The 23,099-nt window shown below is 71.2% G+C and carries 23 protein-coding genes; 20 read left to right on the top strand and 3 right to left on the bottom strand.

Features of this window, described 5'->3' with window-relative positions; genetic code table 11:
• From MFF30_RS00570 to MFF30_RS00560, 3 genes are all read left to right on the top strand, one after another.
• A partial coding sequence (locus tag MFF30_RS00570; protein ID WP_238275191.1) for a hypothetical protein occupies window positions 1–255 on the top strand: 255 nt, incomplete at its 5' end.
• Window positions 256–561: 306 nt separating this feature from the next.
• Window positions 562–795, top strand: a complete 234-nt coding sequence (locus tag MFF30_RS00565) for a hypothetical protein (protein ID WP_238275181.1) — start codon at window positions 562–564, stop codon at window positions 793–795.
• A gap of 90 nt (window positions 796–885) precedes the next feature.
• Window positions 886–2,067 carry a YncE family protein gene (locus MFF30_RS00560; RefSeq protein ID WP_238275179.1) on the top strand — a complete coding sequence of 394 codons (1,182 nt, stop codon included), beginning with the start codon at window positions 886–888 and terminating at the stop codon, window positions 2,065–2,067.
• Between the two features lie 78 nt (window positions 2,068–2,145).
• On the opposite strand, the gene MFF30_RS00555 is transcribed toward MFF30_RS00560, so the two are convergent.
• Complete coding sequence (locus tag MFF30_RS00555) at window positions 2,146–2,664, bottom strand: MarR family winged helix-turn-helix transcriptional regulator (RefSeq protein ID WP_238275177.1); 519 nt, start codon at window positions 2,662–2,664, stop codon at window positions 2,146–2,148.
• A 138-nt stretch (window positions 2,665–2,802) separates the two neighbouring features.
• Here MFF30_RS00555 and MFF30_RS00550 point away from each other — a divergent pair, with 138 nt between their 5' ends.
• The 11 genes from MFF30_RS00550 (at window position 2,803) to MFF30_RS00500 (ending at window position 14,434) form a co-directional block, all read left to right on the top strand.
• Window positions 2,803–4,092 carry an amidohydrolase/deacetylase family metallohydrolase gene (locus MFF30_RS00550; RefSeq protein WP_238275175.1) on the top strand — a complete coding sequence of 430 codons (1,290 nt, stop codon included), beginning with the start codon at window positions 2,803–2,805 and terminating at the stop codon, window positions 4,090–4,092.
• A 10-nt stretch (window positions 4,093–4,102) separates the two neighbouring features.
• Window positions 4,103–4,993, top strand: a complete 891-nt coding sequence (locus tag MFF30_RS00545) for an alpha/beta hydrolase (RefSeq protein WP_238275172.1) — start codon at window positions 4,103–4,105, stop codon at window positions 4,991–4,993.
• Window positions 4,990–7,374 carry a xanthine dehydrogenase family protein molybdopterin-binding subunit gene (locus tag MFF30_RS00540; protein ID WP_238275170.1) on the top strand — a complete coding sequence of 795 codons (2,385 nt, stop codon included), beginning with the start codon at window positions 4,990–4,992 and terminating at the stop codon, window positions 7,372–7,374. Before MFF30_RS00545 ends, MFF30_RS00540 begins: the two co-directional genes overlap by 4 nt.
• Window positions 7,371–8,237, top strand: a complete 867-nt coding sequence (locus tag MFF30_RS00535; protein WP_238275168.1) for an FAD binding domain-containing protein — start codon at window positions 7,371–7,373, stop codon at window positions 8,235–8,237. The genes MFF30_RS00540 and MFF30_RS00535 overlap by 4 nt, the downstream gene beginning before the upstream one ends.
• Window positions 8,234–9,433 carry a xanthine dehydrogenase family Fe-S subunit gene (locus tag MFF30_RS00530; protein WP_238275166.1) on the top strand — a complete coding sequence of 400 codons (1,200 nt, stop codon included), beginning with the start codon at window positions 8,234–8,236 and terminating at the stop codon, window positions 9,431–9,433. The genes MFF30_RS00535 and MFF30_RS00530 overlap by 4 nt, the downstream gene beginning before the upstream one ends.
• A gap of 37 nt (window positions 9,434–9,470) precedes the next feature.
• On the top strand, window positions 9,471–10,619 hold the full coding sequence (locus MFF30_RS00525; RefSeq protein WP_238275164.1) for an ABC transporter substrate-binding protein: 1,149 nt from the start codon (window positions 9,471–9,473) through the stop codon (window positions 10,617–10,619).
• 68 nt (window positions 10,620–10,687) lie between these two features.
• A complete protein-coding gene (locus MFF30_RS00520) occupies window positions 10,688–11,560 on the top strand; it encodes a branched-chain amino acid ABC transporter permease (protein ID WP_238275162.1) in 873 nt (290 codons plus the stop codon).
• Complete coding sequence (locus MFF30_RS00515; protein WP_238275159.1) at window positions 11,557–12,567, top strand: branched-chain amino acid ABC transporter permease; 1,011 nt, start codon at window positions 11,557–11,559, stop codon at window positions 12,565–12,567. Before MFF30_RS00520 ends, MFF30_RS00515 begins: the two co-directional genes overlap by 4 nt.
• A 20-nt stretch (window positions 12,568–12,587) precedes the next feature.
• Complete coding sequence (locus MFF30_RS00510) at window positions 12,588–13,421, top strand: ABC transporter ATP-binding protein (protein ID WP_238275157.1); 834 nt, start codon at window positions 12,588–12,590, stop codon at window positions 13,419–13,421.
• Window positions 13,414–14,118: an ABC transporter ATP-binding protein gene (locus tag MFF30_RS00505; protein WP_238275155.1), complete on the top strand. Its 705-nt coding sequence runs from the start codon at window positions 13,414–13,416 to the stop codon at window positions 14,116–14,118. The genes MFF30_RS00510 and MFF30_RS00505 overlap by 8 nt, the downstream gene beginning before the upstream one ends.
• On the top strand, window positions 14,111–14,434 hold the full coding sequence (locus MFF30_RS00500; RefSeq protein ID WP_238275153.1) for a Rieske (2Fe-2S) protein: 324 nt from the start codon (window positions 14,111–14,113) through the stop codon (window positions 14,432–14,434). Before MFF30_RS00505 ends, MFF30_RS00500 begins: the two co-directional genes overlap by 8 nt.
• Window positions 14,435–14,597: 163 nt before the next feature.
• On the opposite strand, the gene MFF30_RS00490 is transcribed toward MFF30_RS00500, so the two are convergent.
• Complete coding sequence (locus tag MFF30_RS00490; protein WP_238275151.1) at window positions 14,598–15,086, bottom strand: four-helix bundle copper-binding protein; 489 nt, start codon at window positions 15,084–15,086, stop codon at window positions 14,598–14,600.
• A 166-nt stretch (window positions 15,087–15,252) separates the two neighbouring features.
• Window positions 15,253–15,570 carry a hypothetical protein gene (locus MFF30_RS00485; protein WP_238275149.1) on the bottom strand — a complete coding sequence of 106 codons (318 nt, stop codon included), beginning with the start codon at window positions 15,568–15,570 and terminating at the stop codon, window positions 15,253–15,255.
• 208 nt (window positions 15,571–15,778) lie between these two features.
• Here MFF30_RS00485 and MFF30_RS00480 point away from each other — a divergent pair, with 208 nt between their 5' ends.
• From MFF30_RS00480 to MFF30_RS00455, 6 genes are all read left to right on the top strand, one after another.
• Window positions 15,779–16,366, top strand: a complete 588-nt coding sequence (locus tag MFF30_RS00480) for a PAS domain-containing protein (RefSeq protein WP_238275147.1) — start codon at window positions 15,779–15,781, stop codon at window positions 16,364–16,366.
• Window positions 16,367–16,431: 65 nt separating this feature from the next.
• Window positions 16,432–17,349: a LysR family transcriptional regulator gene (locus tag MFF30_RS00475; RefSeq protein WP_238275145.1), complete on the top strand. Its 918-nt coding sequence runs from the start codon at window positions 16,432–16,434 to the stop codon at window positions 17,347–17,349.
• Window positions 17,350–17,463: 114 nt separating this feature from the next.
• Entirely contained in the window at window positions 17,464–18,681 is a 1,218-nt protein-coding gene (locus tag MFF30_RS00470; RefSeq protein ID WP_238275143.1) for a CaiB/BaiF CoA transferase family protein, read from the top strand.
• Entirely contained in the window at window positions 18,678–19,616 is a 939-nt protein-coding gene (locus MFF30_RS00465) for a hydroxymethylglutaryl-CoA lyase (protein WP_238275140.1), read from the top strand. Before MFF30_RS00470 ends, MFF30_RS00465 begins: the two co-directional genes overlap by 4 nt.
• 131 nt (window positions 19,617–19,747) lie before the next feature.
• Complete coding sequence (locus MFF30_RS00460) at window positions 19,748–21,073, top strand: MFS transporter (protein ID WP_238275138.1); 1,326 nt, start codon at window positions 19,748–19,750, stop codon at window positions 21,071–21,073.
• A 74-nt stretch (window positions 21,074–21,147) separates the two neighbouring features.
• The gene (locus tag MFF30_RS00455; RefSeq protein ID WP_238275136.1) at window positions 21,148–23,097 is read left to right on the top strand and encodes an aconitate hydratase; all 1,950 of its coding nucleotides are present in this window, start codon (window positions 21,148–21,150) and stop codon (window positions 23,095–23,097) included.
• Window positions 23,098–23,099: the final 2 nt, after the last annotated feature.

Raw genomic sequence — 23,099 nt, 5'->3', positions numbered from 1 at the left:
ATCGCCGCTCTTGCCACCGCCCTTGTCCTTGGCGTTGCTCCGATCTCGTCCGCGATGGCTTACGACAGCCCCTCCCGTTACACCGGGTTCGCGCCCTACGACGTCGAGACCACGGGCTCGTTCGAACCCCGCCGCGCCGCGCCCCTGCGCAGCCCCTACAGCTGCCCGATGAGCTCGGCCGCCGAGGGCAATGCCAACCAGCAGAACTTCCCCACGCAGCAATACGGCCAGACCTCGGGCGGGAACCGCTGCTGATCGAACGGGAGACGGATCACCCGATGCTGCTGAAGGGCTTCTCCTACGCGATGGCCGCCGCCTTTGTCGGTGGCCTCGCCTTCACGGTCGTGGGCTCGGCCAACGCCTTCCTGAGCCTGTAGCGGCCATAGACTTCCCCACGGACCCGCCCGGCCCCCGGCCGCGGCGGGTCTTCCCATGAGATCGTGGGCGTACCGTAGGTACTGCTCATCAGGGATACCGAACCAATCCGGCTTCTGCGGCAGCGGCGTGAAACTTATTGAAGATCTTTGCCTCAACTTGGACGAGCGCCCGGACACATCCTCGATGCCCCCCCCCGAAGGCCGACGCGAGATCTACACGGCCCATCTCTACACAGAATCCGAATTGCGCAGCGAGAGCCTGACCTTCGCGGCCAGCGACGAGACCGAAGCCTGCCGGGTCGCCGAGAACTGGGCAGCGGTCACGCGGAGGTCCCGATCATTCTCGAGCCTGGATCTGTACTTGGCGGAAACCCTGATCTATCGGCGCCCGCTGACGGGCGATCGCGATCCGTCCTGAACCTGCCAGAGCGTATCAGCCACCCGCGACCATCGGAAAAACATCGATCACCGGACGGGCGCCGTCTCTCTCCCGCCCTATGTCCTCGCGATGAGACGATGGCTCGCACACAGGCTCACGCGCACCGCGCTTCTGGGCATCCTCATCCTGGCCGCCCCGGCGGGCGTGCCGGCGGCCGAGGCGCCGTCCCGCATCCTGGTCGGCCTCGACGGCAAGACCTTCTTCGATCCGGAGGGCGGCCGGAACGGGCCGAACGGGCACGATGCGGTCGGGATCCTCGACGTCGGCGACGAGGCGCGCCCGCGCCTCTTCCACACCCTTCCCCTCGACAACTCGGTCTACGGACCGCCGACCAACCTGCGCGTCACGCCGGACGGCCGCCTCGGCCTCGTGGCCAGTTCGGTCCTGATGCGCCCGGAGGGCACGGCCTGGTACGCGCAGCCCGACAACCGGCTCCACGTCATCGATCTCGCCGCCGAGCCGCCGCGCGTCGTCGAGACCCTGACGGTGGGGTCGCAGCCCTCCGGTCTCGCCATCAACCGGGCCGGTGACCTCGCCCTCGTCGCCAACCGCGCGGGGCGCAGCGTCACCGCCCTGAGCATCCGCGGCACCGTCGTGCGCCCCGTCGCGACGGTGGAGGTCGGCGACGAGGCCGCGGCGGTGGCGTTCGCGCCCGACGGCAAACGGGCCTTCGTCGCCAAGAACAAGGCCGGCCGGATCGGCGTCCTCGCCATCGACGGCACGGCCCTGCGCTACGATCCCGCCCTCGACATGCCGGTGGGACCGGGCGTCTACGGGCTCGACGTGACGCCGGACGGACGCCTCGCCCTCACGGGCAATACCGGACCGGAGCCGAGCGACGGCCATGCCGACACCGTGAGCGTGATCCGGGCCGATGCGGCCCGCCCGGTCGTGGTCGACCATCTGGGGATCGGCGACACGCCGGAGGCCCTGGCGATCGCGCCGGACGGCCGCCACGCGGCGGTCTCGGTGGTGCGGGGAGCGAGCGCGCCACGGAGCAGTCCGGGCTACACGCCGACCGGCGCGGTGGCGCTCCTGGCCATCGGACCGGACGGCGTCCGGCGGGTGGCCGAGGCCGAGGCCGGGGCGGTGACCCAGGGCATCGTGTTCAGTCCCTCGGGGGCTTACGTCTATGTCGGCAACTATGTCGACCGGACGCTGGGCGTGTACCGCGTCGAGGGCGACGGCCTTGCCGACACCGGCTACCGCCTGCCGCTGCCGGGACAGCCCGCCTCCCTCGGCGGGCGGTGACCGCTACGCATCCGGGCCGCCTGTCGACGAGGCGCGATCCCCCGACGCGGAACCCGTGACCCCTTCGGCGAAGGATGCTCAGCCAAGATCGGCCTCGCCCATCCGGTCGTCATGCGCGGCAACGACCTGCCTCAGCAGGCGGATGAGGTGGGCCTGGTCCGCCTCCGAGAGGGCCTCCACCGTCCGGGCGTGCGCCTCCCGGGCCGCCGCCTCCATCGCCCCGTGAAGCGCCTCGCCCGCCGCCGTCAGGCGGCAGATCTGCGCGCGGCGATCGGTGGGCGAGGTCGCGCGGTCGACGAGCCCCCGCGCCGCCAGGCGCTTGAGGGCGCCCGTCGTCGTCGTGCGGTCGAGGGCGACGGCTTCGGCGATCGTGGTCTGGTCGGCTTGCCCTAGCTGCCGCAGCAGCGAGAGCAGGCTGTACTGCAGCGGCGTGACGCGAAAATCGGCACACCGCTCAGCAAAAAGGCTGACGTGGATCTGGTGCATCCGCCGCGCCAGAAATCCGGGCCGCTCCGAGAGCGGCCACGGCGCCGCGCCCTCCGGCCCGGGCCCCCGCTCCGGCGGTCCCTCCACGATACTCTCCGAGACCTGCTCCATCGACGCGTTTCCCAGAATGGCTTCGGACTTGGCACGCCCCGTGCAAAGCCGAGATACGAAGCATGCTTCGCTTTTGGTCGGGCAATTTTTGGCAAGAACGGGGCCGGTACCGACCGGCCGGGATCACGAGGTCGAGTGATGGTCGAATCCAACCCTGATCCGCGCCGCTACGATCTGCTCCTGCGCGGGGGCCGCGTCATCTGCCCCGCCTCCGGCATCGATGGCCTCCGCGACGTGGCGATCCGCGACGGGCGCATCGCCGCGGTGGAGGCGGCGATCCTGCCCTCTTCCGCCGCCGAGACCGTGGACGTCTCGGGCAAGCTCGTGCTGCCGGGCATGATCGACACCCACGCCCACGTCTACCAGTACGTCACCGGCCGCTTCGGCCTGAACCCCGACATGGTCGGGGTGCGCTCGGGCGTCACCACCGTGGTGGACCAAGGCGGTCCGTCCTGCATGACCCTGCCGGGCTTCCGCCACTTCATCGCCGAGCAGGCCGACACGCAGGTGCTGGCCTTCCTGTCGGCCTACCTCGTCGGCGGTCTGGAGGGGCATTTCTACCCGAACCTCTACAGCCCGGACGGCGTCGACATCGACGCCACGGTGAAATCGGCCACCGAGAACCGCGACCTCGTGCGCGGCATCAAGGGCCATGCCGAGATCGGCGGTTTCGCCCGCTGGGGCATCCGCGTCATGGAGATGGCCGCCGAGATCAGCCGCCAGGCCGATCTCCCGCTCTACGTGCATTTCGGCCAGCTCTGGGGCCTGCCGGAATCCGGCGCCAACGGCGAGGACGCCGACACTATCGTCGAACGGGTGATTCCGCTGCTGCGCCCCGGCGACGTGCTGGCCCATCCCTTCACCCGCCATCCCGGCGGCTTCATCAACGAGGCCGGCGAGGTCCACCACATCATCCGCCGGGCGATGGATGCGGGGCTCAAGGTGGATGTCGGCCACGGCAGCCACTTCTCCTACCGGGTCGCCCGCGCCTCGCTGCCGGCCGGCGTGATCCCCTACACGCTGGGCGCCGACATGCACGGCTACAACACCGAGGTGCCCCAACCCGCCGGCACCCCGGACGAGCACCACGACGACGAGAACCACCCCTTCCTCGGCCAGGCCCGCTTCAGCCTCACCCAGGCGATGAGCTCGATGATGGCGCTGGGCATCCCGCTGGAGGAGGTGGTGCCGATGGTGACCTCGCACCCGGCCGAGATGCTGCGCATGAGCGACCGCATCGGCGCCCTGACGGTGGGGTTCGCGGCCGACGTCTCGGTGCTGCACGACGATCGCGGACGCTTCCTCCTGCGGGACAACGAGGACACCCGCGTCGTCGCCGACCGGCTCCTGCGCCCCGCCTTCTGCCTGCGGGCGGGCCGGCGCTTCGAGGCCGACTCGCCGATCCTGCCCCAGGCGATCGCGGCCTGAGGGAGTGTCCATGACCGCCTTCCGCCTCGACGACCCGACGCCCGCCGACCCGCGCCGCCGCTGGGGCGACCTCGACCGGGCGGCGCGCGGCGCCTGTTACGACAACAACGCGGGCGTGCCCGACTCCGCCGCGCAGGTCGCCGCCCGCAACGCCGCCTCGGCGGCGTACCGGGCCGCGCATGGCCAGCACCTCGACATCCCCTATGCAGCAAGCGCCCGCGGCACAGGAGAAAGCGACCGCACCGCCTTCGACCTCTACCCGGCCGTGCAAGCCGGCGCGCCCTGCCTCGTCTTCGTCCACGGTGGCTACTGGCAGCGCAACGCGCGGGCCGATTTCGCCTGCTTCGCCGAAGGGCTCAACGCGGCCGGCTGGTCGGTGGCGATGCCGGGCTACACCCTGGCCCCGGAATCCAGTCTCGCGGGGATCGTCGCCGAGATCGGCGCGGCCCTCGACTGGCTCGCCGAGCGGGGACCGGCCCACGGGATCTCCGGCCCCCTCGTGCTGTCCGGCTGGTCGGCCGGCGCCCAGCTCGCCGCGATGCAGCTCGGCCACCCGGCGGTGGCGGCGGGCCTCGCGATCTCCGGCGTCTACGACCTCGCCCCGATCCGCGACACCTACCTCGACGACAAGCTCGGACTCACGGATGCGGAGGTCGAGACGCTCTCGCCCCTGCGGCGCCCCGTCGTCGACAAGCCCCTGACGATCGCCTACGGCAGCCGCGAGTTGCCCGCCCTCGTCCACGACGCGCGCAACCTCCACGCCCTGCGCGCCGCCGCCCACGTACCCGGCGCTCTGCTGCCGGTGCCCGGCGCCGACCACTTCTCGATCCTCAACGAGTTCCGCCGGCCCGACGGCCTGCTGGTGCGCGCCGCGCAGGACCTCCTCGGAGGCACCCGATGAGTGGCGCGGGCGCCAGCGCGGTTCCGCCGCGCCAGGAGGGCGTCGGCGCTCCCCTCCCCCGCAAGGAGGACGACCGGCTGATGCGCGGGCGCGGGCAGTTCGTCGGCGACATCCGTCTACCCGGGATGCAGGACGTGGCCTTCGTCCGCAGCCCCCTGGCGCATGCCCGCATCCGGGCCATCCACGTGCCGGGGGCCTATCGCGACCGCGTCTTCACGGCCGCCGACCTCGACGGCGTGCAGCCGATCCGGGCGGTCTCGGGGTTGCCGGGCTTCAAGGCCTCGGAGCAACCGGTGCTCGCCACGGGCAAGGTCCGGCAGGTGGGCGAGCTCGTCGCGATGTGCGTCGCTCCGACCCGGGCCGAGGCCGAGGACATCGCCGCCGCCATCGTTCTCGACCTCGAGGAGTTGCCGGCGATCCACGACATGCTGGCCGCGCGCGAGCCCGGCTCCGCCCTCGTCCACGAGCACTGGGGCGACAACGTCTACCTGGAGACCCTGGTCGACATCGACATCGCCTCCGCGCTCGACGCGCCGATCAAGGTCAGCCGCACGATCTCGACGGGGCGCCAGTGCATGGCGCCGATCGAGGGACGCGGCACCGTGGTGCATCTCGACCACCGCCTCGATCAGGTCGTCGTCCATACCGCGAGCCAGATGCCCCACATCGTGCGCAACGGGCTGGCGGAATGCTTGGGGCTCGAGCAGGGCCGCATCCGCATCGTCTCGCCCGACGTCGGCGGCGGCTTCGGCTACAAGGCGATCCTGCTCGCCGAGGACGTGGCGCTGACCTGGCTGGCGCTGCGCCTCGGCCATCCGGTGCGGTGGCTTGAGGACCGGCGCGAGCACCTCACCGCCAACGCCAATTGCCGCGAGCACCACTATCGCATCACCGCCTATGCGGAGCGCGACGGCAGGTTGCGGGGCATCGACTGCGAGGCGACCGTCGATTCCGGCGCCTACTCGGCCTATCCGTTCTCGGCCTGCCTGGAGGCGGCACAGGTCGCCAGCATCCTGCCGGGCCCCTACGATTTCCCGAGCTATCGCTGCCGCACGTGGTCGGTGGCCACCAATAAGTGCCCGATCCTGCCCTACCGGGGGGTCGCCCGCACCGGCGTCTGCTTCGCCCTCGAACTCGTGCTCGACGCGGTCGCCCGTGAAGCGGGCATCGCGCCCGAGGTCGTGCGTGAAAAAAATCTCGTCCGGCCCGAGCAGATGCCGTTCGAGAACATCACCCGAAAGCACTTCGACAGCGGCGACTATCCGCAGGCGCTCGCCCGCGCGCTGAGGGCCATCGACGTCGAGGGCGTCCGCGCCCGCCAACGCGCGTCCGAACCGGACGGGCGCCGCATCGGCCTCGGCCTGTCGGTCTATTGCGAGCAGGCGGCCCACGGCACCTCGGTCTATTCCGGCTGGGGCATTCCGATGGTGCCGGGCCACGAGCAGGCCTCCGCCCGGCTGACGCCGGACGGCGGCCTCGAACTCCGCATCGGCGCGCATTCCCACGGCCAAGGCCTGGAGACGACGCTGGCCCAGGTCGCCCACGAGATCCTGGGCGTGCCGGTGGCGCGCACCCGCCTCGTCCACGGCGACACCGCGATGACGCCCTACTCCACCGGCTCCTGGGGTTCGCGCGTGATGGTGATGGCCGGTGGCGCGGTGGCGACGGCCTGCGAGACCCTGCGCGACCGGGCGGTGCGGATCGGCGCCCACCTGCTCCAGGCAAGCCCCGAGGCATGCCACTTCTCGGGCGGCCACGTGGTCGGCCCCTCCGGCGACATCTCCCTGGAAGCCATCGCCCGCACCTGGTACCGACGCCCGCAGGACCTTGGCCCCGACACCGATCCGGGTGGGCTCGAGGTCACCGCCGGCTACAAGCCGCAGCGCGATTCCGGCACCTTCTCCTACGCGGCCCACGCGGTCGTGGTCGCAGTCGATCCCGATCTCGGCGCCGTCGAGATCCTCGACTACGTCATCGTCGAGGATGGCGGCACCCTGGTGAACCCCCTCGTGGTCGATGGCCAGATCTATGGCGGCCTCGCGCAGGGCATCGGCACCGCCCTCTACGAGGAGATGCGCTTCGACGCCCGCGGCCAGCCGCTGGCCTCGACGTTTGCCGACTACCTGCTGCCCGGCGCCGCCGAGGTGCCGATGGCGCGCATCGAGCACATGGAGACCCCCTCGCCCTACACGCGCTTCGGCCAGAAGGGCATCGGCGAGGGTGGCGCCATCGCGCCGCCGGCCGCGCTCGCCAACGCGATCAACGACGCGCTGGCCCCGCTCGGCGTCGAGATGCTGCATTCCCCCGTCACGCCCCGACGGATCGTGGAGGCGGTGCTGGCCGCCCGCACCGGCGCCGAGCCCGCACGGGAGGCCGCATGAAACCCAGCCCCTTCGCCTGGGAGCGCCCGGCGAGCCTCGCCGCCCTGCTCGACCGCCTCGCGACGGCAGAGGGCGGCGTGAAGCTGATCGCGGGCGCACAGTCCCTCGGGCCGATGCTGGCCTTGCGCCTCGTCGAACCGGACCTGATCCTCGACATCACGGGAATCGCGGAGTTGCGTCAGGCCCGCGTCGAGGCCGGCGCCCTCGTGCTCGGCGCATGCGTGACCCACGCCAACATCGAGGACGGGCGCGTGCCCGACCTCACGGGGGGCGCCCTGCAGCGGGTGGCCTCGGCGATCGCCTACCGGCCCGTGCGCAACCGGGGCACCATCGGCGGCAGCCTCGTCCACGCCGACCCGGCCGCCGACTGGGTGAGCGCCCTGATGGCGCTCGGCGCCGAGGTCGAGATCGCGGGGCCCAAGGGCCGCCGCACCCTGCCGGTGGAGCGCTTCGTCACCGGCGCGCTGGAGGTGGCGCTCGGACCGGCCGAGATCCTGGTGGCGGTGCGCGTGCCGGCCCTGCCGCCGGGCGCCGCCTGGGGCTACGTCAAGCACTGCGCCAAGATCGGGGAGTTCGCCCACGCCATCGGGGCCGTGCGCCTGGAGCCGGGGGCCGGCCGGGGACGCGCGGTGATCGGCGCCGTCGAGGGGGCGCCCGTGCTCCTCGCCGATGCTCGTCCGCTCTTCGGCGGCCGCATCAGTCCCGATTTCGCGGAGCGCTTCGAGCCTAGCGCGGCGGAGGCCGCCCTGATCGCCGCCGGCATGGCGGACCCGGTCGAGCGCCACGTCCACGTCACGGTGCTGGCCCGCGCGGTGGCGCAGGCCGGAAAGCTCCCCCTCTCGCGTGTCCCGGAGGCCGCATGAGCGCCGGATTGGCCGAGCCCACCACTGGCCGGATCGCCCTCGGGCTGACGGTGAACGGACGGTCCCTACGCATCGAAGCCGAGCCGCGCAGCCATCTCGGCGACGTGCTGCGCGAGAACCTGAACCTGACGGGCACGCATCTGGGCTGCGAGCACGGCGTCTGCGGTGCCTGCACCGTGCTCCTCGACGGCGAACCGGCGCGCGCCTGCCTGACCTTCGCGGGCGCCTGCGCAGGGGCCGCCGTGACTACCATCGAGGGCCTGGACGACGACCCGATCGCCACGGAACTACGCGCCGCCTTCAACCGCGAGCACGCGCTCCAGTGCGGCTACTGCACCCCCGGCATGCTGGTGGCCGCACGCGACCTCGTCCTGCGCCTGCCCGAGGCCGACGAGCGGCGGATCCGGGTCGGCCTCTCGGGCAACCTCTGCCGCTGTACCGGCTACGCCGGCATCGTGCGAGCGGTGATGGCCGTCATCGCAGAGCGCCGCGCCCAAGGCATCCGGCCCGAGACCGGCGCAGCGCGCGCCCTCGGCCCCGTCGGCGCCCGCATCGGCGAGACGGTGGCGGCTCGCTCACAGGCTGCGCGGGTCACGGAGAACCGGGTCGCGCCCGCCCGGGCGGCGACGCCGGCGACCCCTTTCGCGCCCGCCCACCGCTTCACGCACGTCATCGACCTGTCCCACCCGCCGGACGCCGTCTTCGCCCTGCTGGGGGATATCGAGGCCGTGGCCGCCTGCCTACCCGGCGCCGTCCTGACGGGCCGGCCCGAGCCCGACACGGTCGAGGGCGGCCTTCAGGTCCGGATCGGGCCGATCGCCGCGACCTTCCGGGGCAGCGCCCGCATCGCGCGGGACCCCGCCACGCTCGCCGGTTCGGTCCGGGGTGCCGGCAGCGACGCGGGCGGGCGCTCGGCCACCGAGGGCGAACTGCGCTACCGGGTCGAGCCCGGTCCGGCGCCGGGCACGGCCCGGGTCGTGCTCGATGTCGGCTACACCCTGACCGGGCCCCTCGCGCAGTTCGGCCGTCCCGGCCTCGTGCGCGACCTCGCCGGCCGCATCGCGGCGGATTTCGCCCGCGCGGTCGATGCCCGTCTCTCCGGCGCCGAGGCCCCGGCGCCGGCCGGCCTCAACCCCTTGCGCCTCCTCCTCGGCCTTGCCCGGGCGCGCCTCGCGGCCTGGCTCGGCCGCGCCTGATCCGATTTCACCCCAGCCCCGCACCGGAGATACGCGAATGCCCAGCAGGTTCACCGTCACGACCGCGATTCTCCTGGCGCTGGCCGCCACGGGGGCGCGGGCGGACACGATCCGCATCGGCGTCAACGAGCCGCTGACCGGGCCGTTCGCGGCCTCCGGCACCTACGTGGTCAACGGCGCGAAGATCGCCGCCGACGAGATCAACGCCCGGGGCGGATTGCTGGGCAAAAAGATCGAGCTGATCGTCGAGGACAACAAGAGCAACCCGACGGAAGCGGCGGCGGTGGCCGAGAAGCTGATCACCAGCGACAAGACCCCGGTGCTGATGGGCGCCTGGGGCTCGAGCCTGACGCTCGCGGTGATGCCCAAGCTCATCGACTACGCGGTGCCGATGCTGGTCGAGACCTCCTCGTCCGGCAAGATCACCACCTCGGGCAATCCCTTCGTCTTCCGCATCTCGCCGCCCTCCGCGCTGGAGGCGGAGACCTTCGCGCCGATGGTGGCCAAGCTCGGCATGAAGAAAGCCGACTTCCTCGTGCTCAACAACGATTTCGGGCGGGGTGCCGCCGCCGATTTCGGCAAGATGCTGAAGGACAAGGGTGTCCAGGTCGGCCTCGTCGAGACCATGGACCAGGGCGCGCAGGACATGAGCGCCCAGCTCTCCAAGCTCAAGGCCTCCGACAGCGACACCATCATGATCACGAGCGCGGTGGACCAGCTCGTGCTCCTGTTCAAGCAGATGGCGGCGCTCGGCCTCAAGAAGCGGGTCATCACCACCGGCGGCTCGCAGAACCCCGACCAGATCATCGCGCAGGCCGGCTCGGCCGCCGACGGCACGATGCACCTGACCACCTTCCTGCCCTGGCTGCCCGAGAAGACACCGGACCCGCAGGCGACGGAACGCTTCATCGCCGAGTGGAAGAAGCGCGGCTTCGCCTTCGCGGGCGTCACCGAGAGCTTCCGCGGCTACGACGGCATCCGGGCCATCGCCCACGCCATCGAGAAGGCGGGTTCCGCCGAGCCGGCGGCGATCACCAAGGCGTTCTGGTCCGTCGACTTCACGGGGCTCAACGGCCCGATCCGCTTCGCCAAGGCCGGCCCCGCCGGCAAGGAGAGCGGCCAGAGCAAGCCCGACGTCTACCTCATCGAGATCAAGGACGGCCGCGTCGTCGTGCCGACGCTCTGACACCCCCCACGCCCTCCCGCGCGCGGGAGGGCGAGCCTGAGCCGATCCACGAAACCCCGGGGCCGCCCATGGACCAGCTGATCCAGCACCTCGTCAACACGCTCATCCTGGGCGGCACCTACGCCCTCCTGGGGATCGGGCTGACCCTGATCTTCGGCATCATGAATGTGGTGAACTTCACCCACGGCGCGCTCTACACGGTCGGCGCCTACCTGATGTACCTCGCGGTCGCGGCCCTCGGGCTGAACTTCTTCCTGGCGCTGCCCGTGGCGATCCTCGGCGGACTCGTGTTCGGGGCGGCCATCGAGCGGCTGCTGCTGCGGCCCTTCCGGGGGGCCGACATCGACACCACCATGCTGGTGATGATCGGGGCCGGCATCGCCCTGCAATCGGCGACCCTGTGGATCTTCGGCGGGGTCGCCAAGGCGATCCCGTCGCCCTTTCCCGAGGCCCCGCTGCAGATCGGCCCGGTCTCGGTCTCCTGGCTGCGTCTGTTCGTGCTCGGGGCGGCTCTGGGCCTCATCGCGCTCACCTACGCGCTGATCAACGGCACGAAGCTCGGGCTCGCCATGCGGGCCGCCTTCCAGGACGCCGACACGGCGGCCCTGATGGGGGTCAACGTGCGCCTCATCGACACCGCCACCTTCGCGCTCGGGTCCTCCCTGGCCGCCGCCGCCGGTGCCCTGCTCGGGCCGGTCTACGTCGTGTTCCCGCAGATGGGGGGCCTCGCCGAGTTGAAGGCCTTCGCCATCGTCATCCTGGGCGGGCTCGGCAACGTCACCGGGGCGGCCATCGGCGGCTTCATCCTGGCGCTCGCCGAGGAACTCGGCGCCGGCTACATCTCCTCCGGCTACCGGGACGCCATGGGCTTCCTCATCATCATCGCGGTGCTGCTGGTGAAGCCGACGGGCCTGTTCGCCAAGGCGGAGCGCATCGGATGAGCCGGCTGCTTCCCTTCGCGCTGCTCGCGGGCCTCGTCGTCCTGCCGCTGGGGCTGAGCGCGAGCCCCTACCTGCTCAACGCGCTGATCACGACGGGTATCCTGACCATCGGCGCCATGAGCCTGAACCTGCTGCTCGGCTTCACCGGGCAGCTCAGCCTCGGCCACATCGCTTTCTTCGGCATCGGCGCCTACGTGAGCGCGCTCACCAGCCTCGGCTTCGACGTGGAGATCGGCTTCGGCACCCGCGTGGTCCACGAGCCCTGGCCGCCGGTCGTGGGCTTTCTGCTCGCGATCCTGGCGGCCGGCGCCTGCGGCTGGCTGATCGGGCGCCTCTCCTTCCGGGTGCGGGGCGCCTACTTCGTCATCGTGACGATCTCGTTCGCCGAGGTGGTGCGCCTGGTGGCCCTCAACTGGGTGGAACTGACGCAAGGGCCTCTGGCGCTCACCGGCATTCCGGCGATCAGCCTCGGCCTGCCCGGCCTCGGCACCTGGACCCTGCGGACCAAGCTGCAGAACTACTACCTCGTGCTCGCCGTCGGCACCCTCTGTTACCTCGTCATCGCCCGCCTCGTCGCCTCGCGCTTCGGCCGGGCGATGCGGGGCCTCAAGGAGAACGAGTCCCTGGCGCTCTCGGTGGGCATCAACGCCACCCGCACCCTCACCATCGCGACCGTGATCTCGGCCGCCATGGCGGGCGCGGCGGGCAGCCTCTACGCGCATTACCTGCGCATCATCGATCCCGACGTGTTCCTGTTCTCCACCACCGTCAGCATGGTCATCATGGTGGTGGCGGGCGGCAAGGGCACGCTGATGGGCCCGGTGATCGGCGGCCTGATCTTCGGTCTGCTGCCCGTGGGCCTGCGCCCCGTGATGGCGCCGGAAGCGCAGTGGATCGTCTACGGAATCGTGCTGATCGTGATCCTCTACGTGATGCCGCGCGGGATCGTGCCGGGTCTGGCCAGGCTCGCGCCCCGCGCCCGGCCGGCACGGGCCCCCGTCCTCTAAGCCAGCCCGGTGGTGCCGCGATGAGCGTGATCCTCTCCGTCGACCATGTCGGCGTGCGCTTCGGCGGTCTCGTGGCCATCGCGGACCTGCACTTCGACGTGCGGGAGGGCGAGATCGTCAGCCTGATCGGCCCGAACGGGGCGGGCAAGACGACCGCCTTCAACGTGATGACGGGCTTCCTCAAGCCGAGCCAGGGCGAGGTCCGGTTCCGGGGCACCGGCCTGGCGGGCCTGCCGCCGCACGCGATCACCCGCCTCGGCCTCGCGCGCACCTTCCAGCGCACCAGCGTCTTTCCCGACGACACGGTGTTCGACAATGTCATGATCGGCCTGCACCGCCAGGGAGCGGCCGCGCCGCGCACGCGCCTCCTCGACACACTGATCGGCCGCACAGGCGCCGGCGAGCGGCGCCTGCGGGCGCGCGCCGAGGCGCTTCTCGACTGGGTCGGCCTCTCGGGACGCGCGCAGGAGAAGGCGGGGGCGCTGGCCTACGGCGAGCAGCGCCTCGTCGGGGTGGCGCTGGCGCTCGCCACCGAGCCCGCCATGCTCCTCCTCGACGAGCCGGTCTCGGGCATGAACGCCTCGGAGACCCGGGTCTTCGTGCGCCTGATCCGGCAGATCCGGGAGCGCGGCGTCACCCTCCTGCTGGTCGAGCACGACATGCCGATGGTGATGGAGGTCTCCGACCGCATCGTCGTCCTCAATTACGGCCGGCTGATCGCCGAGGGGCCGCCCGAGGCGATCCGCAACGACCCGGCCGTGATCGAGGCCTATCTCGGCCAGGGCAGCGCCGCCCGCCGGGCGATCGCCGAGGCCCAGCAATCGGCGGACACTCGGGAGGCCGCGCATGCTTGAGATCCGCGACCTCGTCTGCGGCTATGGCCACGTCACCGCCCTCAAGGGCCTCACCATCGACGTGCGCGAAGGCCAGCTCGTGGCCCTGGTGGGCGCGAACGGCGCCGGCAAGTCGACCACCCTGCGGGCGATCTCGGGGCTGGTGCCGGCCCGCTCCGGCGCCATCCGGCTCGACGGGCGCGACATCACGGGGGCCGAGCCCCGGCGCATCCTGGAGGCGGGCATCGCCCATTGCCCGGAGGGACGACGCGTCTTCCCGCAGATGACGGTCGCCGAGAACCTCGCCATGGGCGCGTATCTGCGCCGGGACCGGGCCGGCATCGCTGCGGACCTCGGGCGCATCTACGGCGAGTTCCCGCGCCTCGCCGAGCGCCGCCAGCAGGCCGCCGGCACCCTCTCGGGCGGCGAGCAGCAGATGTTGGCCATCGGCCGCGCCCTGATGGCGCGCCCGCGCCTCGTGCTCTTCGACGAGCCCTCCCTGGGGCTCGCCCCCAATATCGTCGAGCGGATGTTCGCCGTCATCCGCTCGATCTGCGACGCGGGCACCACCGTGCTGCTGGTGGAGCAGAACGCCTTCGCGGCCCTCGAACTCTGCGACCACGCCTATCTCCTCGAGACCGGCCGCATCGTCCTCGAGGGCACGGGCGAGGCCCTCATCGCCGACCCGCATGTCCGGGAAGCCTATCTGGGTGGCTGAGGCGCGGCCGGGCCCGACCTATCTGGGGCCGGCGAGCCTCCTCGGCGACCGCGCGATCACCCCGGTCCGGGTCGGTGGGCGGCAGCTGATCCTGGTGCGGGACGGGACGCGGATCGTGGCCGCCGAGCGCGCCTGCCCGCACGAGGGGGCGGACCTGTCCCTCGGCCGCTGCGCGGCGGGCCGGCTGCACTGCCCCCGGCACCAGGCCTCCTTCGACCTCCGGGACGGCTCGGTCTCGCCGGGCTGGTCGTTCCGTGCCCTGCGGCTGTCGCCCGTCGCGGTGAGGCCGGACGGGCTCTGGGTCTCGCTGGCGTAAGGGAGCCTCCGACGTCTGCCGGGCGATGGCTTCCGTCAGCCTGCGCGCGCCCGGTCCTCTTGGTCCCGCGAGCCCCGCGCCGAGATCCCGACCCGGGCCGACGCCGCCTCGATGGCCGACCGGCGCTGGCCCGCGGAGAAGGGCGTGACCTACGGCACCGCCCTCAGGCCGCGATCTTCCGACACTCGGCGGCGCAGGTCTGGCAGGCCGAGCGGCAGGCGCGGCAGTCGGCGATGTCGGGGAACTTGGCGCACTCGGTTTCGCAGGCCGCGCAGATCTCGCCGACCGCCTTGGCCAGGACGCGCGTGTGCGGGGAATTGACCGCCGCGAGCGTCTCCAGGGCGCCGCAGGCATGGACGAGGTCGTAGACCGACTTCATGCAGGCGACCATGCGGGTGTCGTTCATCGCGAGCATGCCGAAGCAGTGCCGCAGGCAATCGTTGCCGGTCGAGACGCAGCGCGCGCTGGACTCCTTGAGCGCGGCGAATTGGGGCGGATGCTCGTGGGCCCCGTGGCCTTGCATCCCGTGGTCCTGCATCCCGTGGCCTTCCCCGTGCGCGTGCGAAGGCTCAGGCGCCTGCGCCAGAGCCGACGTGGCGGCGGAGAGCGCGACGGCGGCTCCGAGCCCAGCGAAGAAATCCCGGCGTTCCATGGTGATGCTCCCACTCAGTCCGACCACGTGTCCGATCGCCCATCATGTCCGACGGCGGCAGGGTCCTGGCAATGGGGCATGCGCGAAATTGATCGAACTCGCGGGGGCGCCGGCAACCTCCGTCGTCCACGCAACGGCGCCCGGGAACCCGGCACGATCGATGCGTTCAGACTTTGCTCGATCGTGCGGCCGCGTCGCGAACGATCTGCAGCAGACGCTGACGCTCCGCAGGATCCGTGATGCTGGTGAAGGCCTCGATCAGCGCCGAGCAGTCACGGCTCATCGCGAAGGCCTCGTCGTGCACGGCCTCCGGCGCGCCGGTCTCGCCCGGTCGGAGCGTCGCGGCCGGATGGAACGCCGTCACCGGAAGACCGAGTGTTTCGGCGATCTGCGCCTGTAGTTGCAGACTCCGCTGCCGCAAGCGGCCTGCTTCTTCCGATCTCCAGTCCGGCTCGCGGTCCTTCGACGGCTCGGCGTCGGGCATTCCCATCTTGCAACTCATCTCATTACTCAACGTTAACGACGCCTCTCGAATTTGCCCTTAAGTGCATACAGAAGCGTGTGGCAGGAAATCTCACCTCCTGGCGTTGTTTTCAATCCGGTACCCCGATAATGCTCGCGTCGAAGATTCGATGACATCAGGGTCGTGTATGGGAGCGTATCGCGTGCGTGAGGCGGAGGTCCCGCCACAAATGCTGCAACAGGCGATCGATGCTACGGATGTGATCGGGCGGTGGGAATACGACGTTCCGAACGACCGGGTCTATACCGATACCCTCGTCGCCCTGGTATTCAACGTCGATCCCGCCCTGGCCGAAACGGGCGCATCGCTCGACGTCTTCCTCGCCGGTATTCATCCCGAGGATCGCGCACGAACCGCGCAGGAGATCCGGCGCAGCGCCGAGACGGGGATGTGCTGCACGATCGAGTACCGCGTCCGCTCGGCGGACGGCGTCGTGCGGTGGGTTCTGGATCGGGGTCGGACCGTCCTCGACGAAGCCGGGCGTCCCCAGCGCGGGAGCGGCGTGGTGATCGACATGACCCGGACGCGGTGCCGGCGTGACGCGAATCCACCGGATGGTCACGATCCGGACCGGAATCCCCTGGAGAACGCGGCCGAGCATTGTCTCGCGGCCCACAATGCCCTCCAGGCCGTCCCCGAGCCGCTGCTACAGCGGATGAGCGACATGCTGCTGCTGGAAGTCGGGCGCTCCCTCGCCAGGCTCGTCGACGAACGCCGTCGCAGGGGTGTGAACGAGGCGGTCCAGCCCGGTCATTGACGCCTCCGACCGGGGCCGGGATACACTCGGGCCGGCTCGGATCCGCGGGTCGCGGAGGAGCGGGCATGCCGGACGGATTTCCGACCCCGTCCATCCTCAACCGCCTGGACCTCAAGACCCTGCGGTTATTCGCGGCCATCTGCGAGGAGGGCACGCTGAACGGCGCGGCCCGGCGGGCGGCCATCGCGCCCTCGGCCGTCAGCAAGCGCCTCGCCGAACTGGAGGGCGTCCTGGGCTGCACGCTCCTCACCCGGGAGCCGCGCGGGATGCGCCCGACGCCGGCCGGGGAGACGCTGCTGCATCACACCCGAAGGATGCTGGCCAGCGCCGAGCAGATCAGCCTCGAACTCGCGGAGCATGCCCGCGGCGTGCGGGGCTTCGTCCGGGTGCTCGCCAATCTCTCGGCGATCGTGCAGTTCCTGCCCGAGGACCTCCAGGCCTTCCTGGCCGTCCAGCCCGGAATCCGGGTCGATCTGGAGGAGCGGCCGAGCGGCGGGGTGGTGGCCGGCGTCGAGGAGGGCGTGGCCGATCTCGGCCTCTGCGCCGGCGGCACCGATGCCCGCTCCCTGCGCAGCTACCCCTATCGCCGCGACCGCCTCGTCCTCGTCATGCCCGCCGACCATCCGCTGGCCCGGCGCGAGGCGGTCGCCTTCGTCGAGACCCTCGCGCACGACCATGTCGGGATGCACCGCGAAAGCTCGATCTACATGACCCTGCGCGACGAGGCGCGTCGCCTCGGGCAGCCCCTGCGCCTGCGCATCCACGTGCCGAGCTTCGACGCGATCTGCCGGATGGCGCAGGCCGGCATGGGGCTCGGCGTGGTGCCCGCCCACGTTCATGCCCTTCTCGGCCCCCAGATGCACCTCGTGGCGGTGCCGCTCACCGATGCATGGTCCTACCGCAGCTTAAGCCTCGTGGTGCGGCCGGGCGCCCTCCCCCCGGCAGCCGGCCTGCTCCTCGAGCACCTGCGCACCGGCCCCTGAGGTCGGAGCTGGACTCAGCGTTCGCCTAGAGAGAACGCACGCTCGCGCATGACGTTTGGACTTCGGGCATTCGGCACAATATCGCTACCTCCAAGAACAATGGAGGAGACGCCAATGCCAAGCTCAGCGACAGCTTCGGCCACCGGCCCGCTCAGTGGAATCAGAGTTCTCGAACTCGGCCAACTCATCGCCGCGCCGTTCGCCACCAAGATCATGGCCGAGTTCGGCGCCGAGGTGATCAAGGTCGAGACGCCCGGCGACGGCGATCCCTTGCGCAAGTGGCGCAAGATGCACGAGGGCACCTCGCTCTGGTGGTACCTGCAGTCCCGCAACAAGAAGTCGATCGCGATCAACCTGAAGACGCCGGAGGGCCTGGAGATCGTCAAGGATCTCGCCCGCAGCGCCGACGTGGTGGTGGAGAACTTCCGGCCCGGCGGCCTGGAGAAGCTGGGCCTCGGCTGGGACGTGCTCTCGGCCCTCAACCCCAGCCTCGTGATGGTCCGCATCTCGGGCTACGGCCAGACCGGGCCCTACCGCGACCGGCCCGGTTTCGGCGCCATCGGCGAGTCGATGGGCGGCATCCGCTTCACCACCGGCAGCCCGGACAGCCCACCCGCCCGCGTCGGCGTCAGCATCGGCGACACGCTGGCCTCGCTGCACGGTGTCATCGGCGCCCTCATGGCCCTCCTGCACGTCAAGACGAACGCCGGCGCGGGCCAGGTCATCGACGTCTCCCTCGTGGAGAGCGTGTTCAACGTCATGGAGAGCTTGGTGCCGGAATACGACCTCCTCGGCGAGGTCCGCACCCGCACGGGCGGCGCCCTGCCCGGCATCACGCCCTCCAACACCTATCCGACGAAGGACGGCGGCTTCGTCGTCATCGCGGGCAATTCGGACCCGATCTTCCGGCGCCTGATGGGCGTGATCGGCCGGCAGGATCTTGCCGACGATCCCGCCTTGCGCGGCAACGACGGCCGCTCGGCCGTGGCCGGCATGCTCGATGGGGTGATCGCGGACTGGTCGCGGGCGCGCAGCGTCGACGAGGCGCTCCAGGCCCTCGACGCGGCGGACGTGCCGGCGGGCCGGATCTATTCGGTGGCCGACATCGTGGCCGACCCGCACTACGCGGCCCGCAACATGATCCTGGAGGCCGAACTGCCCGGGGGCACCCGGGTCAAGATGCCCGGCATCGTGCCCAAGATGTCCGGCACGCCGGGCGGCGTGCGCTGGCAGGGGCCGGCCCTGGGCGCCCACACCGACGACGTCCTGGCCGACCTCGGCCGAGATGCCGAGACCATCGAACGCCTGCGTCGCGAGGGAGCGATCCAATGACCGGGACCGCAACGAATGCCAGCCCCCTGCTGATCCAGGAGGTCGCCACCCGCGACGGGTTCCAGATCGAGCCCGTCTTCGTGGCAACGCGCGACAAGATCGCGCTGATCGACGCGCTCTCGGCAGCCGGATTCTCCCGCATCGAGGTCTCGTCCTTCGTCTCGCCCAAGGCCGTGCCGGCCTTGCGCGACGCGGCCGAGGTCTTTGCCGGCCTTCACCGCCGGCCCGGCACCGTCTACGTCGCCCTGGTGCCCAACCCGAAGGGCGCCGAGCGGGCGCTCGCGGCGCGGGTCGACGAGGTCAACCTCGTCGCCTCGGTAAGCGAGACCCACAACCGCGCCAACATGGGCATGTCGCCGGCCGCCTCGATCGAGGGGTTTTCCCGCATCATGGAGACGGTGCGCGGCTCGGGCGTTTCCACCAACGCCACGGTGGCCACGGCCTTCGGCTGCCCCTTCGAGGGGGAGCAGGCAGCGGACAAGGTGATGCGCCAGGTCGAGCGCTACCTTGCCCTTGGGATCGAAGGCGTGACGCTGGCCGATACCACCGGCATGGCCAACCCCCGGCAGGTGGAGCACCTCGTCGCCCGCGCCCTGACGATCGTGCCGGCCGAGCACCTGACCCTGCACTTCCACAACACCCGCGGGCTGGGGCTCGCCAACGTGCTGGCCGCCTACGGGGCGGGCGCGCGCCGCTTCGACGCGGCGCTGGGCGGCCTCGGCGGCTGCCCGTTCGCGCCCGGCGCCACGGGCAACATCTGCACCGAGGACCTCGTCAGCATGGCCTACGAGATGGGCATCGAGACGGGCCTCGACCTCGACGCCCTGATCGGCCTGTCCCGCGACCTGCCGCGCCTGATCGGCCACGACGTGCCGGGACAGGTCGCCAAGGCAGGCCGGCCTTCCGACCTGCACCCGGTGCCGGCCGCGGCCTGACCACCGACTCCGTGACCTCGGCCGGCAAGCCCCCGCAGAAGGTGGCTCCGGCCGGACCCCGAGCGCCCGCCACGGCGGTCACCGCGGTGACCGCCGCAAGGCCGGCCCACGCCATCGCCCCAGGAGGAAACATGCCCATCGCCACCACCACCGCCCCGCTCGCGGGCGTGCAGGACGTCACCGAACGCAGCGTGGTCCGCAAGGCCGCGTGGCGGCTGATGCCGCTGATCATGGTCTGCTACATGTTCGCGTTCTTCGACCGGATCAACATCAGCTTCGCCAAGTTCCAGCTGCAGAGCGACCTCGGCTTCAGCAACGTCGCCTACGGGCTCGGCGCGAGCATGTTCGTGGTCGGCTACGTCATCTTCGAGGTACCCTCGAACCTGTTCCTGTACCGGGTCGGGGCGCGCCGCTGGATCGCCCGCATCATGGTCTCGTGGGGCATCGCCACGGCGCTGATGGTCTTCATCACCACCGAGTGGCACTTCTACGTGCTGCGCTTCATCATCGGCGCCATGGAAGCGGGCTTCGCGCCGGGCATCCTGTACTACCTCACCCTGTGGTTCCCCGCCTCGTTCCGGGGCCGCGTGACCTCCTTCATGTTCGTGGCCTCGGCCTTCTCGGGCATCTTCGGGGCGCCCGTGGCGGGCCTGATCCTCGGCGGCCTCAACGGCGTGGCGGGTCTCGCCGGCTGGCAGTGGCTGTTCCTGGCCGGCGGCCTGCCCTGCCTCGTCCTCGGCGCCTTGGTGTTCTTCCGCCTCGACGACCAGATCGAGGATGCCCGCTGGCTCTCGCGGGCCGAGAAGGACCTGCTCTCGGCCAAGATCGCCCACCACAACCGCGACATCGCCGACCATTCCCTCTGGGGGGCGATCAAGCAGCCGGGCTTCCTCCTGATCGCGCTCGTGTACTTCCTGCTCCAGGTCGGCTCCTACGGCCTGAACTTCTGGGGGCCGGACCTGATCAAGACCGCCAGCGGCGGCCAGGCCGCCTCCGTCGGGTTCCTCACGGCGATCCCCTACATCTGCGGCGCCATCAGTATGGTGGTGATCGGGCGTCTGTCCGACGCCTCCGGCGAGCGGCCGAAATTCGTGGCTGGCCTCGCGATCGCGGCGGCCCTCGGGTTCTTCGCCGCCGGCCTGTTCGACCGCCAGATCGTGCCCCTGATGATCGCGCTGGCCCTGGTGGGATCGGGCATCGTCGCCTCGATCCCGACCTTCTGGACCCTTCCCGCCAAGCTCGTCACCGGAGCAGGCGCGGCCGGCGGCATCGCGCTCATCAATACGCTGGGCCAGTTCGGCGGCATCGTCAGCCCGGTGGCGGTGGGCTGGGTCAAGGACCTGACGGGGTCCACCACCCCGGCGCTCTACGGGATCGGAATCCTCTGCCTCGTGGCGGCCGGCCTCCTGATCTTCGCGATGCCGGAGAGCCTGCGCCGCAACGACCGCAACCCGTAAGGGACGCCATCCGGGCGGCGCTCCGGTCCATCCGGCGCGCCGCCCTCCTCCCCGAAACAGCCTGGAAGACCGCCATGGCCCTCAACCTCACGCAGAAACTCGTCCAGGCCCACCTCGCCGAGGGCGACCTCACGCCGGGCAGCGACATCGCGCTGACCATCGACCAGACCCTGCTCCAGGACGTCCTCGGCGGCCTCGTCATGCTGGAACTCGAGGCGATGGGCGTCGAACGCGTGAAGGTCGGCCTCGCCGCGCAGTACATCGACCACAACCTCGTGCAGAACGACCACCTCAACGCGGACGAGCACATGTTCCTGCGCTCGGCCTGCCGCCGCTTCGGGGTGTGGTACTCGCGCCCCGGCAACGGCATCAGCCATCCCGTGCACATGCAGAGCTTCGGCAAGCCGGGCCAGACCCTGGTGGGCTCCGACAGCCACACTCCCGCCGCCGGGTCGCTCGGCATGCTCGCCTTCGGGGCGGGCGGCGTCGAGGTGGCGCTCGCCATGGCGGGCCAGCCCCTGAACCTGCGCATGCCCCGGGTCCGGGGCGTCCGGCTCACCGGGCGCCTGCCCGACTGGGTCAGCGCCAAGGACGTGATCCTCACCCTGCTGGCGCGCCACGGCGTCGAGGGGGGCTTCGGCCGGATCATCGAGTATCACGGCCCCGGCCTCGAGCACCTGACGGCGATGGACCGGCACGTGATCGCCAACATGGGCGCCGAGATGGGCGCGACCACGAGCGTCTTCCCCTCGGACGCGGTCACCAAGGCCTTCCTCGAAGGCGTCGGGCGCGGAGCAGACTGGATTCCCCTCGCCGCCGACGACGGGGCGACCTACGACGAGTCCGAGGACCTCGACCTCTCGGCCCTGGTGCCGATGATCGCCAAGCCGTCGAGCCCCGGCAACGTCGTGCCGGTCTCCGAGGTGGCGGGCACGGAGATCTACCAGTCCTATGTCGGTTCCTCGGCCAATCCGGGGTTTCGCGACTTCGCGATGGTCGCCGCGATCGTGAAGGGCCGCCAGGCGCACGACCGGGTCTCCTTCGACATCAACCCCTCCACCCGCGTCGTGCTCGAGACCCTGATCCGCGACGGGCAGCTCTCGGACCTGATCCACGCGGGCGCGCGGGTGCACCAGGCCGGCTGCAACGGCTGCATCGGCATGGGCCAGGCCCCGGCCTCGGGCCGCAACTCGCTCCGCACCGTGCCGCGCAACTTCCCCGGCCGCTCCGGCACCCGCGAGGACAGTGTGTTCCTGTGCAGCCCCGAGACCGCCGCCGCCTCGGCGCTTACGGGCGTCATCACCGATCCGCGCACCCTCGACATGCCCTGTCCCCGGATCGAGTCCCCCCGGATGGTGGCGGCCAACGCCGCGATGCTGGTGCCCCCCCTGCCCGAGGACGAGGCGCGCGCGGTGGCGCTTGAGAAATCCGAGAACATCACGACGCTGCCCGAACTCGGCCGGCTCGGAGCCTCGATCCGCGTCCCCGTGATGCTCAAGACCGGCGACGACGTCTCCACCGACGACATCATGCCGGCCGGTGCGCGGGTGATGCCGTACTGGTCGAACATCCCCAAGACCTCGGAATTCACCTTCGAGCCCATCGACGACACCTATCCCAAGCGCGTCCGCCAGGGCGGCCGGGAGCGGGCCGGGCACGCCATCGTGGGCGGGTCGAACTATGGCCAGGGGTCGAGCCGCGAGAACGCCGCGCTGGCCCCGCGCTACCTCGGCCTGGAGACGGTGCTGGCCAAGAGCTTCGCCCGCATCCACTGGCAGAACCTCATCAACTTCGGCGTCCTGCCGCTGACCTTCGCCGACCCGTCCGACTACGACCGCCTGGAGATCGGGGACGTGATCGAGATCGCGGACGTGGCCGGGGCGCTCTCCGCCGGCCCGGAGATCGTGGCGCGGCTGGGCAGCGGGGGCGAGATCCGCCTGCGGCACGACCTCTCGCCCCGCCAGATCGAGGTGCTCCTGGAGGGCGGCGTGATCAACTGGGTCCGCGCCCGTCTGGCCGCGTGAGG

Origin of the sequence: Methylobacterium goesingense, from assembly GCF_022179225.1 — a bacterium.
GTDB lineage: Bacteria > Pseudomonadota > Alphaproteobacteria > Rhizobiales > Beijerinckiaceae > Methylobacterium > Methylobacterium goesingense.
The sequence above is the reverse complement of the archived record's forward strand: the minus strand, read 5'-3'. Positions and strand labels throughout refer to the sequence as shown.

Coding starts and splice junctions, on each gene's coding strand:
- MFF30_RS00540 (WP_238275170.1), top strand. CDS start 4,990: ATGAGTGGCGCGGGCGCCAGCGCGGTTCCGCCGCGCCAGGAGGGCGTC.
- MFF30_RS00475 (WP_238275145.1), top strand. CDS start 16,432: ATGCCGGACGGATTTCCGACCCCGTCCATCCTCAACCGCCTGGACCTC.
- MFF30_RS00485 (WP_238275149.1), bottom strand. CDS start 15,570: ATGCCCGACGCCGAGCCGTCGAAGGACCGCGAGCCGGACTGGAGATCG.
- MFF30_RS00480 (WP_238275147.1), top strand. CDS start 15,779: ATGCTGCAACAGGCGATCGATGCTACGGATGTGATCGGGCGGTGGGAA.
- MFF30_RS00490 (WP_238275151.1), bottom strand. CDS start 15,086: ATGGAACGCCGGGATTTCTTCGCTGGGCTCGGAGCCGCCGTCGCGCTC.
- MFF30_RS00505 (WP_238275155.1), top strand. CDS start 13,414: ATGCTTGAGATCCGCGACCTCGTCTGCGGCTATGGCCACGTCACCGCC.
- MFF30_RS00460 (WP_238275138.1), top strand. CDS start 19,748: ATGCCCATCGCCACCACCACCGCCCCGCTCGCGGGCGTGCAGGACGTC.
- MFF30_RS00515 (WP_238275159.1), top strand. CDS start 11,557: ATGAGCCGGCTGCTTCCCTTCGCGCTGCTCGCGGGCCTCGTCGTCCTG.
- MFF30_RS00560 (WP_238275179.1), top strand. CDS start 886: ATGAGACGATGGCTCGCACACAGGCTCACGCGCACCGCGCTTCTGGGC.
- MFF30_RS00555 (WP_238275177.1), bottom strand. CDS start 2,664: ATGGAGCAGGTCTCGGAGAGTATCGTGGAGGGACCGCCGGAGCGGGGG.
- MFF30_RS00565 (WP_238275181.1), top strand. CDS start 562: ATGCCCCCCCCCGAAGGCCGACGCGAGATCTACACGGCCCATCTCTAC.
- MFF30_RS00520 (WP_238275162.1), top strand. CDS start 10,688: ATGGACCAGCTGATCCAGCACCTCGTCAACACGCTCATCCTGGGCGGC.
- MFF30_RS00545 (WP_238275172.1), top strand. CDS start 4,103: ATGACCGCCTTCCGCCTCGACGACCCGACGCCCGCCGACCCGCGCCGC.
- MFF30_RS00465 (WP_238275140.1), top strand. CDS start 18,678: ATGACCGGGACCGCAACGAATGCCAGCCCCCTGCTGATCCAGGAGGTC.
- MFF30_RS00535 (WP_238275168.1), top strand. CDS start 7,371: ATGAAACCCAGCCCCTTCGCCTGGGAGCGCCCGGCGAGCCTCGCCGCC.
- MFF30_RS00525 (WP_238275164.1), top strand. CDS start 9,471: ATGCCCAGCAGGTTCACCGTCACGACCGCGATTCTCCTGGCGCTGGCC.
- MFF30_RS00550 (WP_238275175.1), top strand. CDS start 2,803: ATGGTCGAATCCAACCCTGATCCGCGCCGCTACGATCTGCTCCTGCGC.
- MFF30_RS00510 (WP_238275157.1), top strand. CDS start 12,588: ATGAGCGTGATCCTCTCCGTCGACCATGTCGGCGTGCGCTTCGGCGGT.
- MFF30_RS00530 (WP_238275166.1), top strand. CDS start 8,234: ATGAGCGCCGGATTGGCCGAGCCCACCACTGGCCGGATCGCCCTCGGG.
- MFF30_RS00455 (WP_238275136.1), top strand. CDS start 21,148: ATGGCCCTCAACCTCACGCAGAAACTCGTCCAGGCCCACCTCGCCGAG.
- MFF30_RS00470 (WP_238275143.1), top strand. CDS start 17,464: ATGCCAAGCTCAGCGACAGCTTCGGCCACCGGCCCGCTCAGTGGAATC.